The sequence below is a fragment of the Lysinibacillus capsici genome, assembly GCF_020217405.1.
Taxonomy (GTDB): domain Bacteria; phylum Bacillota; class Bacilli; order Bacillales_A; family Planococcaceae; genus Lysinibacillus; species Lysinibacillus capsici.
In genome coordinates this window covers 3,273,590-3,289,507 of record NZ_CP084108.1, presented here as the reverse complement: position 1 = coordinate 3,289,507, position 15,918 = coordinate 3,273,590, and the positions used below count along the sequence as shown (strand labels likewise).

Here is a 15,918-nt window from a genome sequence, read left to right as displayed (position 1 = left end):
TGTGATCACGCCACTGTAAAAGAATCTTATTATTAATTATCTGAATATTAAGAATTTTAGAGGTGGTTAAATGGACATTCGCATCGTCTCGCCTAATGATTATGGGCAGATTCATCGATTGAGAGACTATTGCTTTCCAAATAAGTACTCAGGGGCTCGTCGAGAGGATTTTCATTATTGGATTGAGCAAAGCACGACCTTAGGTGCTTATGATGACAAAAAAATTGTTGGGCAGCTATTAATATTACCGCTAAATATTACAGTGTATGGAGTTTCATTTAAAATGGGAGGCATCGGCTTTGTTGCAACGTATCCTGAGTATCGACAACAGGGTATTATCAAAAGGCTTATGACAGAAGCGCTGCAAAAAATGCGAGACAATGGACAAACGATTTCAGTATTAGCACCATTTTCTGTGTCCTTCTATCGTTATTTTGGTTGGGAATTATTTTTTGAGAAGCTTCATTATACAATTCCTCAAACTATGTTTCCCTCTTTAGGGAAACAAGTAGACGTCATAAAAAGGATGAGCTTTGAGTGGTTAGATCCTGCGCTCTTTCAGATGATTAAGGATTTTCATAATGCACAGGCAATCGTTCAACATGGTGGCATGGTAAGGGATGATGCGTGGTGGAAAAGACTTGAAAGAAGGAGCCCAGATAGTCACTTTGCTGTCTATTTTCAAGGCAATAACTTAGAAGGCTATATTCGTTATACGATTCGAGATGGGACATTTACTATCCAAGACTTTATTGTAGCAAATCTCTTAGCTGAACAAGCTATGTGGCGTTATATGACATCTCATGCAGCGAGTGTCAGCAGCATAACGGGAGTTACTAGTAATCATGATCCTTTTGGCTTTTATTTCAAGGAGCCACAATTCAAAAGGGAAGTCATACAGGATGTGATGATTAGAGTAGTAGATGTTTATGCATTTATGCAGCAGTATCCGTGGAAGGATATTCAAGAAACATTAACGATTCGTATTGAAGATCCATTTTGTCTCTGGAATGAGCATGTTTATCAAATAAATAAAAATGGTCAGGTCGCAATAATTGAGACAAGTTCAGTTTCTGATAAGCATATGTTAACACTACCAATTAATCTTTTTTCTGCGATGATGGTAGGTTATCTTTCTGTCAAAGAAACAGTTGTCTATGCTAATCAACCTACGGTAGAAAAGGTGATCGAACAGTGGGAATGGGCAATCCCTACTGAAAAGCCAGCATTTTATGAGTATTTCTAGGTATTGAATAATAAGAAAATTTTAAAAATTTTTGGCTTTTTTTCTGGACTATACCAGTTGATTATAATCATTAATTTCACGACAAAATTGATATAGCCCAATTTTGTAAATAACTTGATATAAATAAATTTAATGTAAAATTTATATTGTGGTATATACCAATAGGTGCTATTCTCAAAATAAGTAAGCGATTACACAATCGAAGAAAATAAAAGGAGTGTATCGAATGAAAAACATCATGTTAGTGTGTGTAGCAGGTATGAGTACTAGTTTATTAGTGTCGAAGATGCAAAAAGCAGCGCAAGAGCAAAATATTGACGCCGATATTTACGCCATTGCTGAAGGAGAGGTGGAAAAGATCTTAGCGACAAAGAAGGCTGATGTTCTTTTATTAGGCCCACAGGTTCGTTATTTGAAAGGTTCATTTGAAACAAAATATAAGGATAAAGGCTTTCCAATCGATGTGATCAATATGGCGGATTACGGCATGATGAACGGTGAAAATGTCCTGAAACAGGCTCTACAACTAATTGGATGAAAGAAGGGGCAATGGGGAATGGAAGATACAGCATTAATGGCATCCATTATGGGACTGATTGTGCATAGTGGAAATACGAAAAGTGAGTGTATGGAAGCTATTCAGCTAGCAAAAAAGGGGCAAATTGAGGCAGCAAAAGAAAAAATCAAATTAGCGAATGAGTCATTAATTGAAGCGCATCATGCTCAAACGGGGTTACTGTCTCAAGAAGCAAGGGGAGAAAAGGTAGAGGTTTCGATGTTATTAATTCATGCCCAGGATCATTTAATGAATGCTATTACTTTTCGAGATTTAGCACAGGAAATGATTGAGCTATATGAACGAATCCAAGGGGAGTAACATCTAATTTTGATGTTATCAATAAAAAGCAAAGGGAGTGTATGTGAGTGTTCCATTTTTTAGAAGAAAAGTTTGTACCGGTTGCTGCTAGGGTTGGGAATCAGCGTCATTTAGTTGCCATTCGTGACGGATTTATTACGATTATGCCTTTAACGATTGTGGGATCTTTGGCTGTACTTTTTAACAATTTGCCTATTAAATTTTATCAAAACACACTCGATGCCATTTGGAAACATGAGACATGGACTCAATTCGGCGGTAATATTTGGAGTGCTACATTTAATATCATTTCACTGCTACTTGCCTTTACTATTGCTTATCATCTTGCTAAAAGTTATCAAAAAGATGGTCTGTCTGCTGGAGTAATTAGTTTATCAAGCTACATGACGTTTGGGACTTTCGGGGAAGGCGGATTAACCGGCTTAACAACAGGCACGGGTGGTATATTTATTGCTCTGATTGTAGCACTACTTTCTACAGAATTGTTTTGTAGATTGTCTGGCAATCCTAAACTACTAATTAAAATGCCAACTGGTGTACCACCAGCTGTTTCCAAATCATTTGCTGCGTTACTTCCTGCCATTATTACGATTGGAATATTTGCTTTAGTACGCACCATTATTTCAGCAGGTTTTGATATACCAGATATTGTCGGGTCCTTCTACTCTGCGATTCAAGAGCCATTTATGGGTCTTACAAATACATGGATTGCTGCTTTAATTTTGGCATTTATACCTACATTTTTATGGACACTTGGCGTACATGGAGCAAATATCATCGAGCCATTCATGCAAACGATTAATTTACCAGCTATTAACGAAAATGTTGCAGCTATCTCTGCTGGTAAAGTTGCGCCTTACATTGTCAATAAACCATTCTTTGATGCTTTTATTAATATGGGAGGCTCTGGCACGACAATAGCACTCATTATTGCGATTTTCATATTTGCGAGAAAGAATAAGCAATATAATACAGTTGGGAAATTATCCGCAGCACCTGGAATTTTCAATATTAATGAGCCATTACTTTTTGGGTTACCAATTGTATTAAATCCGGTTTTATTTGTACCGTTCATTTTGACACCAATGATCAACGTAACCATTGCATTCTTTGCAACGAAGTGGGGCTGGGTGCCAGCCGCTACCGTTTCACCGCCTTGGACAACACCGCCAATTATTAATGGTTTTTTAGCAACTCAATCTTGGCGTGGTGCTGTTTTGAGTATGGTCTTAATTGTCATCGCTGTTTGTATTTATCTGCCATTTATCTCGATGGCGAACCGTATGGCAAGGCAGAATGAGCAAAAAGCTGCTTTAGCGGCACAGAGTGAGGAATCTGTAGTGGAATCCAGAGGACAAAAAGTGGAAGTATAGCGTCAATTAACGGAGGGTTTGAAGTGAAAAGATTAGGAATCTCGCTATATCCGCAGCATAGTACGCTAGAGGAGATGAAACGCTATGTTCAGCTGGCTTATGACAATGGCTTTGATCGTATATTCACATGCCTAATGTCATTAAAACAGGATGAGGAGCGTCAAAAATTACAACAAATCAACGAATTTGCGCAACGCCTCGGCTTTGACATATCCGCTGATATTGCACCAGATGTTTTTGATGATTTAGGCTTAACCTATAGGGATATTGGCTATTTAAAAGAACATTATTATTTGGCAGCTATACGTTTAGACATGGGATTTTCAGGTCAAGAAGAAGCGTTAATGTCACTTGATGGAAGTCATCTAAAAATAGAATTAAACATTAGTAATGGTACGAAGTATGTAGATAATATTATCTCTTATCAGCCTAATAAGGAGAACATTATCGGCTGTCATAATTTTTATCCAAAACGCTTTACGGGGCTATCTCGTCAGCATTTTTTACAAACGTCACAACACTTTAAAGCGCACAATGTGAGAACGGCAGCGATGATATCCTCACAACATGGTCAATATGGACCTTGGGAGCAAACAGAGCACGGATTGCCTACATTAGAGGAACACCGTCATCTCCCAATCGCTGTACAGGCGAAAGATTTATGGCATACGGGGTTAATTGACGATTGTATTATTGGCAATATGTTTGCTTCTGAGGAAGAACTACGTGCATTAGGACAATTAAATCGTAATAAGCTTGAGTTAAGGGTTGTCCAGTCTGGAGACACGAGCATTTTAGAGGAGACGATTCTTTATAAAGAGCCTCATTTTAATCGAGGTGATGTGTCTGAATACGTGATTCGGAGCACCCAATCCCGTGTGAAATATAAAAATGGAGATTTTCCTGTGCATGATATACGGCCATTAAAAAGAGGAGATGTCACGATTGATAATAATTTAGATGTTCGTTATAAGGGAGAGCTACAGATTGTACAAAAGGACATTCCGAATACGGGATCGAGTAATGTCGTAGCTAGCATTGTAGAAGAAGAACTATTTTTATTAACATGCATTCAACCATGGGCATCATTTGGTTTTACAAAGTAAAAAAGAGTGAGAAAGAGATTGAGTCATCAATCTCTTTTTCTTTATGTGGTTGAACATAATGTTATATAAGATTTACCTGATTCATGAACTAATTTTTAATGTGCCATTTTACCTTATATATTGCAAAATGGGATGAAATCTTTTATGGATGATTATCTCAAAGGATTTAAGTAGACAATTTTGACTTTTTCTTTATATTTTTATCTTGAACAATAACATGATAAAATGTAAGATAGGTTTTGATTTTATCTTAGTATATAACTAGGTTTACTAATAAAAATTCATAGATGGAGAGTGTCAGGATGTTACATCAATTTTCACGTAACGAGCTCGCAATAGGAACAGAGGGTCTCGAGAAATTAAAAAATACAACGGTTGCCATTCTTGGTGTGGGTGGTGTCGGTTCATTTGCTGCTGAGGCATGTGCGCGAAGCGGAATCGGCCGTATTATTCTAGTCGATAAGGACAATGTAGATATTACAAATGTCAACAGACAACTTGTGGCATACCTATCAACAGTTGGTCAATCAAAATCAGCTGTCATGAAAGAGCGTATTACAGATATTAACCCAGCATGTGAAGTGATTGACATGCACATGTTTTATACGGAAGAAACCTATGAAGAGTTTTTTGCGCAAGGCATTGATTATGTGATCGATGCAAGTGATACAGTGATGTATAAAATTCATATAATGAAGGAATGTTTAAAGCGTAATATTCCTATTATTTCAAGCATGGGTGCAGCAAATAAAATGGACCCTACTCGCTTCCAAATTGCAGATATTTCAAAAACACATACAGACCCATTGGCTAAAATCATTCGTACTAAGCTACGTAAAGAAGGAATTCATAAGGGTGTTACGGTTGTATTTTCAGATGAAAGTCCAATTGTTGTACGTCCAGATGTTGTCGAACATGTAGGTAAGCCTGATGCAGCAATTCGCAAAGCAAAGATGCCACCTTCATCTAACGCTTTTGTACCGTCTGTAGCAGGTTTAATTGCAGCAAGCTGGGTAGTCAATACCATCCTAAAAGATGTAAAAATTACGCGCGTACAAGGTTAATATCAAATACGATGCTTTGGTAATAGTCAAAAAACAGCACAAATGTTCATTTTCGTAGAAGTAGCTGCCTTAATTGTATTTAGAGGTAGCTACTTTTTCTGTGTTACAATTATACCGTTATAAAAAAGGAGGCGTATACAAATGGAAAAAATTTATCAAATGGAGTATAGAGGTTTAAATCTTTTCGACGAGATTAGCACAGTAGAGTTAGCTATAGATGAAGAAAATCAAACTATACATATTTTTGATGTTGGACAGGTTGTCAGCCCCATTTTTAATTTTGATGTATCAGCCTACGAATTGTCAGAAGGTTTTTATAAAATGGCTGATGTTCTGAGACATAAAAAAATCTTAACGAATCAACAAGCAGGTAGTGATTTAACATTAAGTGAATGGTTAATTATGAACAATGCTTATTTTTATATACCTCAAAAGCGCATTAAAAAATATGTGCATGGAAGTATTATTGAAATTATCGATCGAGCAAATGAACAATGCTTATTTGATGATTATGTACAAAGGGTATAATTTTACCAAAATAGTTCCTCTTATGTACATAAAATGCTATTAATTCACGAAATTGTCTTATTTTTTTCATGTCCACACTACTTCAGATGGTTTATTGATATAATTTGAATCATCCATTAGATAATCGATCTGTTTGTTTGGGATGCTTGGTGCTACTCAGTGAATAGCCAGGAAGCTAAACAGCAAATGACATATGGGAGAGTGGGAAAATGGAAATTCAAGTAATTCGTGATCATTTAGATATTGTGAAACTTCAAGAGAAAATGAATGCCATTGTATTTGACTATTTGGATACATCCAACAACTATCCGAAAGCCATGAGAGAATTGAATCCTTTATATATACAAGTCACTACCTATTATAAGGAATATGTTAATCAGCGGGCAGGGGAATTACCAAAAGCAAATACGTATTGGCATTTATTTATCGATTGTTGTGCAAAATTATGCTACTTTTTAGCTGCATCGACCTATTATTCTTCGAATGCTTTGCAAGAAACACCTGAAAAAGTAGAGCATTTATTAACAATAGCAGCCTATTCCTTACCGAGTATTGAGCAGGAAGAGAATGAGCAATTATTAGAAGATATCATGGCTCTTTTAACTGAAGTGCTAGAGGATGAAGAAAAAGCAACAAACATACGCAACGAAGTGCTGTCACAAAAAGGGGAAGTGAAGCAATGTCTTCAACAGTTTAAATTATTTGTGGATCAAGAACTTCCGGCATAGACCTTAGACAATAATAGACTATCTATTTTCTGAAAATAGCCTATACGTCAAGAATCTACGTAACTAATTGGAATTAAATCAGTTTTTCCTACAATGTTCGATGTGGAAAGAAAGTGATTTACTTGCCTTTTTTAGTAGCGTGGGTTCTTTTTTATTGTGGGGAAAGTAAAAAGGCATATTTTTTTGAAAGGTATTTATGTTTTTTTGTCGAATTATAGTTAGAAAATTGGTAATATATGTGCTCACACTGTAAGAACTTATTGGAAGGGGGCTAAGCAATGATTGTAAATGGAATAGAAATAGATTTGGCGAATTTGGAAAAGCCGCTTTTATTAGTTAGTGAGGAAGATGAACTTTTATTTCTACAGCTTATCCAACCAACAATTGAACAGGAGCTTATTCAGTGTCAATTAGCGCTCTCCACAAGGAAATCTATTTCATTGGTCAAAGATATTTGGTTGGCTATGTATAGAGATCGAGAAAAGCTGTACATCAATAGCGGTCATGCCATGCTTTATCCAATACGTTTAATTCTGTTTGAACTAGTCACACAAGCAGAATATTTCCAGCGCTTAGCAAAAAAATCACGAGGCGATGAATGTCTTTCTCTTATCTATGCAGTCATTCTTTTGCAATTCGTCTTGCAATGGTTAAAAGATCGATTTAGTGGAAATAAAGAAGTATATGGCGCATTAAAACGGTTATACAGAGTGTCGGATGATGAATTAAGTAAGGAGCCTTCCTGTGAAACAAGAGAACAAAAAATTGCACAAGCAATTGCTGTAAAAGCAATTCGCTTTGAGGTAAGAGAAAACAATCAAGAGTTTGCGAGCTTGTTGTATCAGTCGTATAATCTGATTGTTTTTTTGCATAGTAAGGCAAATGAAGGAGATGTGAAAGAATCCATTTTGTCATTACTTCGACATTTGGCAGAACCATTAAATTTGTTTTACCAAGAACGATATACAACAAATAACCCGAGCTTTACAGGATGATTGCTAGAGTAGCCTATCCTGTTGGTATATAAAAAGCAAAGTCCTATCAATTACTTAAGATAGTGACTTTGCTTTTGTTTTATTATCTCTTATCTTGAAATGATTTTAGTTTGTCGTAGATGCCAGCCATGCGCTTTTCCTCACCAGCAATAACAGGTTTGTAGAATTCAGTTCCTACAAGTTCGTCTGGCAAATATTGCTGGTCTACCCAGCCACCAAAAGTACCGATCGGAGTGTTATGAGGATATTGATAGCCAACGTGTCCTAAATCTTTTGCACCCTCGTAATGAGCATCTCGCAAATGATGAGGGATATCACCTGTTTTACCTCCATGAATAGCCTTAATGGCAGCATCAATTGCCATAATGGCTGAGTTGGATTTTGAGGCAAGGCACATTTCAATGACAGCACTGGCAAGTGGGATACGTGCCTCTGGTAATCCTAGTCGTTCGGCTGCTTGAATAGCAGCTAATATATGAGGTCCGACTTCGGGATTAGCTAGACCAATATCCTCATAGGCCATAACAAGTAGGCGTCTGCTGACAGCCACTAAATCGCCTGTTTCCAATAAATGCGCTAGATAATACAGAGCAGCATTGGTATCACTACCACGCACAGACTTTTGCAGGGCTGATAGTAAATTATAAAAATGTGATCCTTTTTTATCGCCATACACACCAATTCGACTAATGAGATGTTCAATAACATGGTCGGCAGCAACCGATTGTCCATCCACCTCGTCACTGGCATAGTAAATAGATTCTAGCAAAGTTAATGCCTTTCGTGCATCTCCATTTGCTGCGGCTGCAATTTGTTCAATTTGTGATGGTGTTAAGGCAAAATGATACTTACCTAGTCCCCGTCTTTCATCAGCAAGTGCTTTTTCAACTAGTTCGATTAAATTTTCCTTCGTTAAGCGTTTTAGCTGGTAAATTTCTCCACATCGTGAACGAATCGCTGGATTAACATCATGATAGGGATTTTCTGTCGTGGCACCAATTAATACAATTGATCCATTTTCTACATGTGGTAATAGCGTATCCTGCTGTAATTTATTGAAACGGTGAATTTCGTCTAAGAAAAGTATTACTTTCCCTGAAATTCTGGCTTCTTGTACAATATCTTCCACATCTTTTTTGCCAGCTCGTGTGGCATTAAGTGCGAAGAAAGGGAGCTTGGAGCTTCCTGCAATGGCATTGGCAATGGATGTTTTACCGATTCCAGGTTCTCCATATAACAACATGGAAGGGACATGTTCATTTTGAATCATTTTATAAAGGGCTGTGTTGGGACCAATGAAATCCTGATGACCAACAATCTCATCAAGGGTTAAAGGTCGCATTCGAAAAGCGAGTGGTTCATTGTGCAAAATAACTTCCCCTTTCTGTCGTTGTCATTTTTTGCTTCATACATTTTTTTACGCTAAAATAAAGCACTCATATGGATTTTGAACGATTTTGAATCGCTGTAATTAGTATATCATATCCTTCTAGGTGTATTTCCGAGTTCATCAAGAGGAGATTATGATATACTGTTGGTAGTATTTTGACTAGACTAATTGAGGGTGATAAAATGAAAATTTCAACAAAGGGCCGTTACGGGCTTACAATTATGATTGAATTAGCAAAGCATTATGGGGAAGGGCCAATTCCTTTGCGTAAAATTGCGGCGGAAAAGGAACTTTCAGAGGCATATTTAGAGCAATTAGTATCTCCGCTTCGTAATTCAGGCTTAGTAAAAAGTGTACGTGGTGCTTATGGTGGTTATATGCTAGCAAATCCACCTAGCGAAATTTCAGCAGCCCATGTTATTAGTGTGCTAGAAGGGCCGATTCAACCAGTAGAAGGTATTGAAAATGAAGAAGCACCGCAACGTGAATTATGGCTACGTATTCGGGATGCAGTAAAAAATGTGTTAGATACAACAACAATTGAAGATTTAGCACAATATACAGAAGAAAATGTAGTGGAAGGCTATATGTTCTATATTTAAAATAGTTTAAGCTAAAGCGCTATTCCTGCATTCACATCATCTTTTTGGGAGATTGTGAACTATTCACATCCCAATGACTATTTTACGATGAGTGATGTGGGTTTTGTGCTTTTATCTCGATTCAGCAAATGTTTTTGTACTAAAATGAACCACCAAGTATGGAAGATTCCCCTCTCATAGAGGAGTGAAGAATACTTGTATTGATTTTGCAAGCATTAACTGAATCAAGCGAAAGCCTCTGGCAGATGTCACAGAGTTTAAAAAGGAGTTTTTCAACATGAATTCATATATCTATCTCGATCATGCGGCCACATCTCCAATGAATGGCCAAGTAATAGAAGCAATGACAACTGCTATGCAGCAGGTATTTGGCAATGCATCGAGTATTCATAAAGCAGGTCGAGAAGCAAGGAAATATCTAGATGATGCACGTGAGCTATTGGCGAAATCAGTTGGTGCGCAAGCAGGGGAAATTATTTTCACAAGTGGTGGCACAGAAGCTGATAATATGGCAATTTTAGGAACTGTCTATGCCCGTGCAAATGAAGGAAAACACATCATTACAACGCAAGTAGAGCATCATGCAGTATTACATACTTGTGAAAAACTTGAACGTGATGGGTTTGAGGTGACCTATTTACCTGTCGATCAAAGAGGGCGTGTCGCGGTTGAGGATGTCCAAAAAGCCCTTCGTGATGATACCATTTTAGTAACAATTATGTATGGAAATAATGAAGTAGGAACGATTCAGCCAATTGCTGAAATTGGCGCGTTATTGCGTGAGCATAGTGCCATATTCCATACAGATGCGGTTCAGGCTTATGGCTTAGAGTACATTGATGTAAATGAATTACAGGTGGATTTATTAAGTGTATCTGCTCATAAAATCAACGGTCCAAAAGGTGTTGGATTCCTTTATCAAAAAGCAGGAACACCGTTAGCAAGTTACGCTCTTGGGGGCGCACAAGAGAAAAAACGTCGTGCAGGTACTGAAAATATACCTGCCATTATAGCTTTTGCGACTGCCGTGCAAGTTGCAAATGAGTTGCGTGAAGAAAAGCGTTCACTATACAATCACTTTAAGCAAATTATGCTTGCTGTTTTTTCACAGGAAAAGCTAGCATTCCATGTTAATGGTGATGAAGGGCAGTCATTGCCACATGTTTTAAATATTAGCTTTGAGGGCATGGAAGTAGAATCATTTTTAGTGAATCTTGATATGGCAGGAATCTGTGTATCTAGTGGTTCTGCATGTACCGCTGGGTCGATTGATCCATCACATGTGTTAGTAGCAATGTTTGGACAAAGTGCAGAGGAGCTACGAAATTCCATCCGATTCAGCTTTGGGCAGGGTTTAACGGAAAAGGATATTCAAGATGCAGCAGAAAAAACGGCTCAAATCGTGAAAAAACTAGCTAAAAAATAATTTGCAAGATACTTATGTTATGTTTCGTTAAAGTATTGAAACACAAACTGTAATTAGATAAAAGAAAAGGTGACCACAATGAAAGAAACACGTGACCCCTCTCAAATTCGAGTTGTTGTCGGCATGTCAGGTGGGGTAGATTCATCGGTGGCGGCATACTTGTTAAAACAACAAGGGTATGAAGTAATCGGAATCTTTATGAAAAACTGGGATGATACGGACGAAAACGGTGTTTGTACAGCAACGGAAGATTATGACGATGTGATAAAAGTATGTAATCAAATTGGTATCCCATACTATGCTGTCAATTTCGAGAAACAATATTGGGATAAAGTTTTCACTTACTTTTTAGAAGAATATAAAGCAGGGCGTACACCAAATCCTGATGTTATGTGCAATAAAGAAATTAAATTTAAAGCATTTTTAGAGCATGCCATGAACCTTGGTGCTGATTATTTAGCGACAGGTCACTATGCACGAATTGATCGTAATGGTGATGGTGAAGTTAGAATGTTACGTGGCGTTGATGATAATAAAGATCAAACATACTTTTTAAATCAATTATCGCAAGAGCAATTGGCGCATGTAATGTTCCCAATTGGTGATATAGAGAAAAAAGAAGTACGAAAAATTGCAGAAGAAGCTGGCCTTGCTACGGCAAAGAAAAAAGATTCAACAGGCATTTGCTTTATCGGTGAACGTAATTTCAAGGAGTTCTTGAGTCAATATTTACCAGCACAACCTGGGAAAATGGAAACAATGGATGGCGTTGTAATGGGCCAACACGATGGTTTAATGTACTATACACTTGGTCAACGACACGGGCTTGGTATTGGTGGAGACGGCGAGCCTTGGTTTGTTCTAGGGAAAGATTTAGCACGTAATGTTTTACTTGTCGGACAAGGCTTTGACAATGAATACTCGTATTCAACATCATTAACTGCTGTGAAAATGAACTATACTTCGACAAAAAAATTGCCTGGGAAATTTTCTTGCACAGCAAAATTCCGTTATCGTCAAACCGATACACCAGTAGAAGTTGAAATTTTACCAGATGGGCGTGCACACATTACATTTGCAGAACCTGTACGTGCAATTACACCTGGCCAAGCTGTAGTGCTATACAACGGAGAAGAATGTATGGGTGGCGGAACGATTGATGAAGTCTTTAAAAGTAATGAAAAACTAACATATGTTGGATAAATTGCGTTAAGACTGCTTTTACGGCCTCTTGGCTTCCTAAAAGCAGTCTTTCGCTACATAGAGGTGAAGAACAAATGAACTATAATGAACAGGGCATCCAAGCATTTCAAGAAAAACGTTATGAGGATGCTGCTCAACTATTTACAAAAGCAATTGAGGCAGAGCCTGAAAATGCTATTGGGTATGTAAATTTCGGCAATTTATTAGCCGTATTAGAGGATACTGAGCGTGCAGAACGTTTCTTCCAAAAGGCAATCACTGTGGATGAATCAGCAGCTACAGCCTATTACGGTCTAGCCAATTTATATTACAATGCTGAACGCTATGCCGAGGCTGTGAAGCTATATGAGCAAGCGCTAAAACATCATATTGAAGGTGCCGATGTCTATTATATGATGGGGAAATGCTTTGAACGTATGGATAACTCTAAATTGGCATTACCTTATTTACAACGTGCAGTAGAAATTGCTCCAGAAGATACACAGATTCGTTTAGCCTATGCGATAGTACTATGTGCATTAGAAATGTTTGAGGAAGGGAAGAAGGAACTGGATCTCTTGATTGAACAGGATTGGAATAATGCAGATGCACATTATAATTTAGGCGTACTATATGCCGTGTCCACTGAACAAACAGAAGATGCCATGTATCATTTGAAACAAGCCTTTACCTTACAACCTGAATATGACCAAGCACGTTATATTTACGATATGATTGCTCAACGATTTAACTGATAGATAATAAGCAGCGAGTGAATGTTGATTAACATTCCTGCTGCTTTTTTATTGATTTTATCTAGTAAAACAGAAAAACATCGTTTATTTTTTTATAAATTAAATCCCTTTCTCTTTTAATTCTAGTTCAAACTTGGTAATGTATGTCATGCAGGAAAGGAAAAGGTGACAGAATGAATAAAGTATTTATAGCACTATTACTTGTAACAGCACTCGCTGCAATTGAGGGAACTATTGTTAGTACTGCTATTCCGAGTATTACGGCTGATTTATTAGGTGTAGACTTAATAAGCTGGATTTATTCTGCTTATTTACTAGCTTCAGCCATAGCGGCGATTATTTTTGGTAAATTAGCTGATTTATTTGGCCGTAAACGGATGATTATTACAGGTATCATTATTTTTTTAGTAGGTTCTATGTTATGTGGTTTAGCTCAATCCATGGAGCAATTAATTGTTTTTCGAGCAATTCAAGGTATTGGCGCAGGTTCAATTTTGCCCATCACATTAACAATGGTTGGTGAGTTGTTTAAAACTGAAAAAGAGCGTGCCAAAGGACAAAGCTATTTAAGTATGGTATGGGGCGTTTCTGGTGTAGTAGGTCCATTATTTGGCGGCTTTATTGTTGACCAAGTATCTTGGCACTTTATTTTCTTCATTAATGTACCGTTTGGTTTAGCCTCTATTTACTTAATTGCTAAACATTATAAAGAACAACTAGAGGCAGTGAAGCGTAAAATTGACTACTTAGGTGCAGTATTTTTTACAATTGGCATGGTTGCGTTACTGTTTGTTATTATCGAAAACAGTAAAACACAAACTTGGTTATCAGGCCAATCTCTTCTAATATATGGTGTTGCTCTTGTATTCCTAAGTATTTTTATCTGGGTGGAGTTGCAAGCAGAGGAGCCAATTATTCCGTTAACACTGTTTAAAAATGGACGACTAATGGTTATTAATGCATTAACTTTAAGTGGCATGTCTATTGTCATTGGTGTGACCGTTTATATTCCCATATTTGCCCAAAGTGTTTTAGGCAAAAATGCAACGCAGGCTGGTTTATTATTAACACCAATGTCTATTTTTTGGACGGTGAACTCGATTATGGCAGGTTATTTAATCGGTTGTTTAACAAATAAACGTATTATCCAAATGGGTACGATTTTACTTGTTACGGGTACACTATTGTTGGCAAGACTATCTTCAGGTTCTAATGATTTCAGCGTTTATTTCGCATCATCGTTAATAGGGCTAGGGATGGGCTTTATTATGCCGATGTTGATGATTTCCATACAAAAGGTGGCAGATCCAAAGCAACTTGGTATTTCAATTGGTTTGAACTCTTTTACAAATACATTTAGCCAAGCGATTGGTGCAGCGCTATTTGGTATGATTTTCAACCTGGCAACGAGTGAAAAAATGGCTTCATTAGGAAAAGGTGAAATTCAATTAAATGGTGAATTTGCAAAAGGTGGGTTTAATTTAGAAGAAGTAAGCTTTTTAAAGGACACTATTGCGAATGGCGTCAGTTATGTATATATAGCTACCTTTATTTTTGCTATTGGTGCTCTTATTTTCTCCTTTTTTGTAGCAACGAAATCTACAAGGAAAGCGCAATAGTGAATAAAAAGTAAAATCCACCTCACATTCTGTGATCAAGCAGCGTGTGAGGTGGGTTTTTCATTTGACGACTAAACCATAGAATAAATTTACTTTTTGAATAGAGTGTCATCAATTATTTGATTGCCAGGTAGTTCCGTTAAGTATTTCGCTAAATGTGCGATGGGGGTACTGTCTAGCAATGAAGGCTCGGCTTCATTTTCTTTTAAAATATTGATTTCCTTATTCAGTCGCTCCATTTTTCGATCTAATTCAGCTGCTTGTAGTGCGGCCTCCTTTAATTCATGACGAATATGCTCAGGTACTTCTTTGTTATACTTATAATAAATTTTGTGTTCTAAGCTTGCCCAGAAATCCATTGCAATTGTACGAATTTGGATCTCTGTATAGACCTTTTCCATATGGTCTGACATAAAGATAGGAATTTTAATAATGAGATGTAAGCTTTGGTAGCCATTTTCTTTTGGATTGGCTATATAATCCTTCACCTCAACAACTTCCATGTCATGCTGTGCTTGTAACATGGCACTTACCTTGTAAATATCCTCCACGAAGGAACAGGTGATGCGAGCACCAGCTATATCGCGGATATTTTCACGCACAGCCTCTATTGATGGAGGAAGCTCTTTTTTCATCATCTTCGTTAAAATACTTTTAGGTGATTTTATACGTGTAGATACATGCTCAATTGGATTATATTCATGAATTAACTTAAATTCTTCTTGTAATATATTAATTTTCGTTTCCACTTCCTGTAGAGCAAATTTGTAAGCTAAAAAGAAGCGTGTTAATTCAGTTTGAAATGATTTTAAAGTGTTTACTTCTAGTTCAGTTTTCATCGTTTGTAAATCCTTTCTTTTACGGTTTGTTCGATTTTTATTTTTTGTATAGCTGTGATGGCAATGAGATAGCCGATCATTGGTGAAATTCATAGCCCATAATAGGCATAGGAAAATGACCCACGAACGTGACAAGGTATCTTTTTTCCATGGGACAAAGAATGGATAAATTAACAATAGGAGTGCTA

Annotated in this window: 16 protein-coding genes; 14 read left to right on the top strand and 2 right to left on the bottom strand. The window is 37.1% G+C overall.

The features are described from left to right. Positions 1-70: 70 nt before the first annotated feature. The 9 genes from LCP48_RS16205 to LCP48_RS16165 all read left to right on the top strand — a co-directional run bounded on the left by LCP48_RS16205 (position 71) and on the right by LCP48_RS16165 (position 7,917). Positions 71-1,246 carry a GNAT family N-acetyltransferase gene (locus LCP48_RS16205; protein ID WP_004226776.1) on the top strand — a complete coding sequence of 392 codons (1,176 nt, stop codon included), beginning with the start codon at positions 71-73 and terminating at the stop codon, positions 1,244-1,246. Between the two features lie 226 nt (positions 1,247-1,472). Then, positions 1,473-1,784: a PTS sugar transporter subunit IIB gene (locus LCP48_RS16200; RefSeq protein WP_004226780.1), complete on the top strand. Its 312-nt coding sequence runs from the start codon at positions 1,473-1,475 to the stop codon at positions 1,782-1,784. A gap of 18 nt (positions 1,785-1,802) precedes the next feature. After that, positions 1,803-2,123: a PTS lactose/cellobiose transporter subunit IIA gene (locus LCP48_RS16195; protein WP_004226783.1), complete on the top strand. Its 321-nt coding sequence runs from the start codon at positions 1,803-1,805 to the stop codon at positions 2,121-2,123. Between the two features lie 47 nt (positions 2,124-2,170). Next, positions 2,171-3,496 (top strand): PTS sugar transporter subunit IIC, encoded by a 1,326-nt coding sequence (locus tag LCP48_RS16190; RefSeq protein ID WP_004226788.1) that lies wholly within the window; start codon positions 2,171-2,173, stop codon positions 3,494-3,496. A 23-nt stretch (positions 3,497-3,519) separates the two neighbouring features. Continuing rightward, positions 3,520-4,602 carry a DUF871 domain-containing protein gene (locus LCP48_RS16185; RefSeq protein WP_004226790.1) on the top strand — a complete coding sequence of 361 codons (1,083 nt, stop codon included), beginning with the start codon at positions 3,520-3,522 and terminating at the stop codon, positions 4,600-4,602. 302 nt (positions 4,603-4,904) lie between these two features. Then, positions 4,905-5,666, top strand: a complete 762-nt coding sequence (locus LCP48_RS16180) for a tRNA threonylcarbamoyladenosine dehydratase (protein WP_004226795.1) — start codon at positions 4,905-4,907, stop codon at positions 5,664-5,666. Positions 5,667-5,807: 141 nt separating this feature from the next. After that, positions 5,808-6,194 carry a hypothetical protein gene (locus tag LCP48_RS16175; RefSeq protein ID WP_004226797.1) on the top strand — a complete coding sequence of 129 codons (387 nt, stop codon included), beginning with the start codon at positions 5,808-5,810 and terminating at the stop codon, positions 6,192-6,194. A 209-nt stretch (positions 6,195-6,403) separates the two neighbouring features. After that, the gene (locus LCP48_RS16170) at positions 6,404-6,922 is read left to right on the top strand and encodes a hypothetical protein (RefSeq protein WP_004226800.1); all 519 of its coding nucleotides are present in this window, start codon (positions 6,404-6,406) and stop codon (positions 6,920-6,922) included. Between the two features lie 278 nt (positions 6,923-7,200). Further along, entirely contained in the window at positions 7,201-7,917 is a 717-nt protein-coding gene (locus LCP48_RS16165; protein ID WP_004226804.1) for a hypothetical protein, read from the top strand. An 82-nt stretch (positions 7,918-7,999) separates the two neighbouring features. Here LCP48_RS16165 and LCP48_RS16160 read toward each other — a convergent pair whose 3' ends face one another. Continuing rightward, positions 8,000-9,286: a replication-associated recombination protein A gene (locus LCP48_RS16160; RefSeq protein WP_004226806.1), complete on the bottom strand. Its 1,287-nt coding sequence runs from the start codon at positions 9,284-9,286 to the stop codon at positions 8,000-8,002. Between the two features lie 203 nt (positions 9,287-9,489). Between LCP48_RS16160 and cymR the strand changes: the two genes are divergently transcribed. From cymR to LCP48_RS16135, 5 genes are all read left to right on the top strand, one after another. Continuing rightward, positions 9,490-9,909: a cysteine metabolism transcriptional regulator CymR gene (gene cymR, locus LCP48_RS16155; protein ID WP_004226809.1), complete on the top strand. Its 420-nt coding sequence runs from the start codon at positions 9,490-9,492 to the stop codon at positions 9,907-9,909. Between the two features lie 277 nt (positions 9,910-10,186). Then, entirely contained in the window at positions 10,187-11,335 is a 1,149-nt protein-coding gene (locus LCP48_RS16150) for a cysteine desulfurase family protein (RefSeq protein ID WP_004226813.1), read from the top strand. A gap of 78 nt (positions 11,336-11,413) precedes the next feature. Next, positions 11,414-12,538 carry a tRNA 2-thiouridine(34) synthase MnmA gene (gene mnmA / locus LCP48_RS16145; protein ID WP_004226816.1) on the top strand — a complete coding sequence of 375 codons (1,125 nt, stop codon included), beginning with the start codon at positions 11,414-11,416 and terminating at the stop codon, positions 12,536-12,538. Between the two features lie 74 nt (positions 12,539-12,612). After that, a complete protein-coding gene (locus LCP48_RS16140) occupies positions 12,613-13,272 on the top strand; it encodes a tetratricopeptide repeat protein (protein ID WP_004226819.1) in 660 nt (219 codons plus the stop codon). 173 nt (positions 13,273-13,445) lie between these two features. Next, entirely contained in the window at positions 13,446-14,891 is a 1,446-nt protein-coding gene (locus LCP48_RS16135) for an MDR family MFS transporter (RefSeq protein WP_225340382.1), read from the top strand. A gap of 89 nt (positions 14,892-14,980) precedes the next feature. Here the strand turns inward: LCP48_RS16135 and LCP48_RS16130 are convergent, their stop codons facing one another. After that, a complete protein-coding gene (locus LCP48_RS16130; RefSeq protein ID WP_009373769.1) occupies positions 14,981-15,730 on the bottom strand; it encodes a GTP pyrophosphokinase in 750 nt (249 codons plus the stop codon). Between the last annotated feature and the right edge of the window lie 188 nt (positions 15,731-15,918).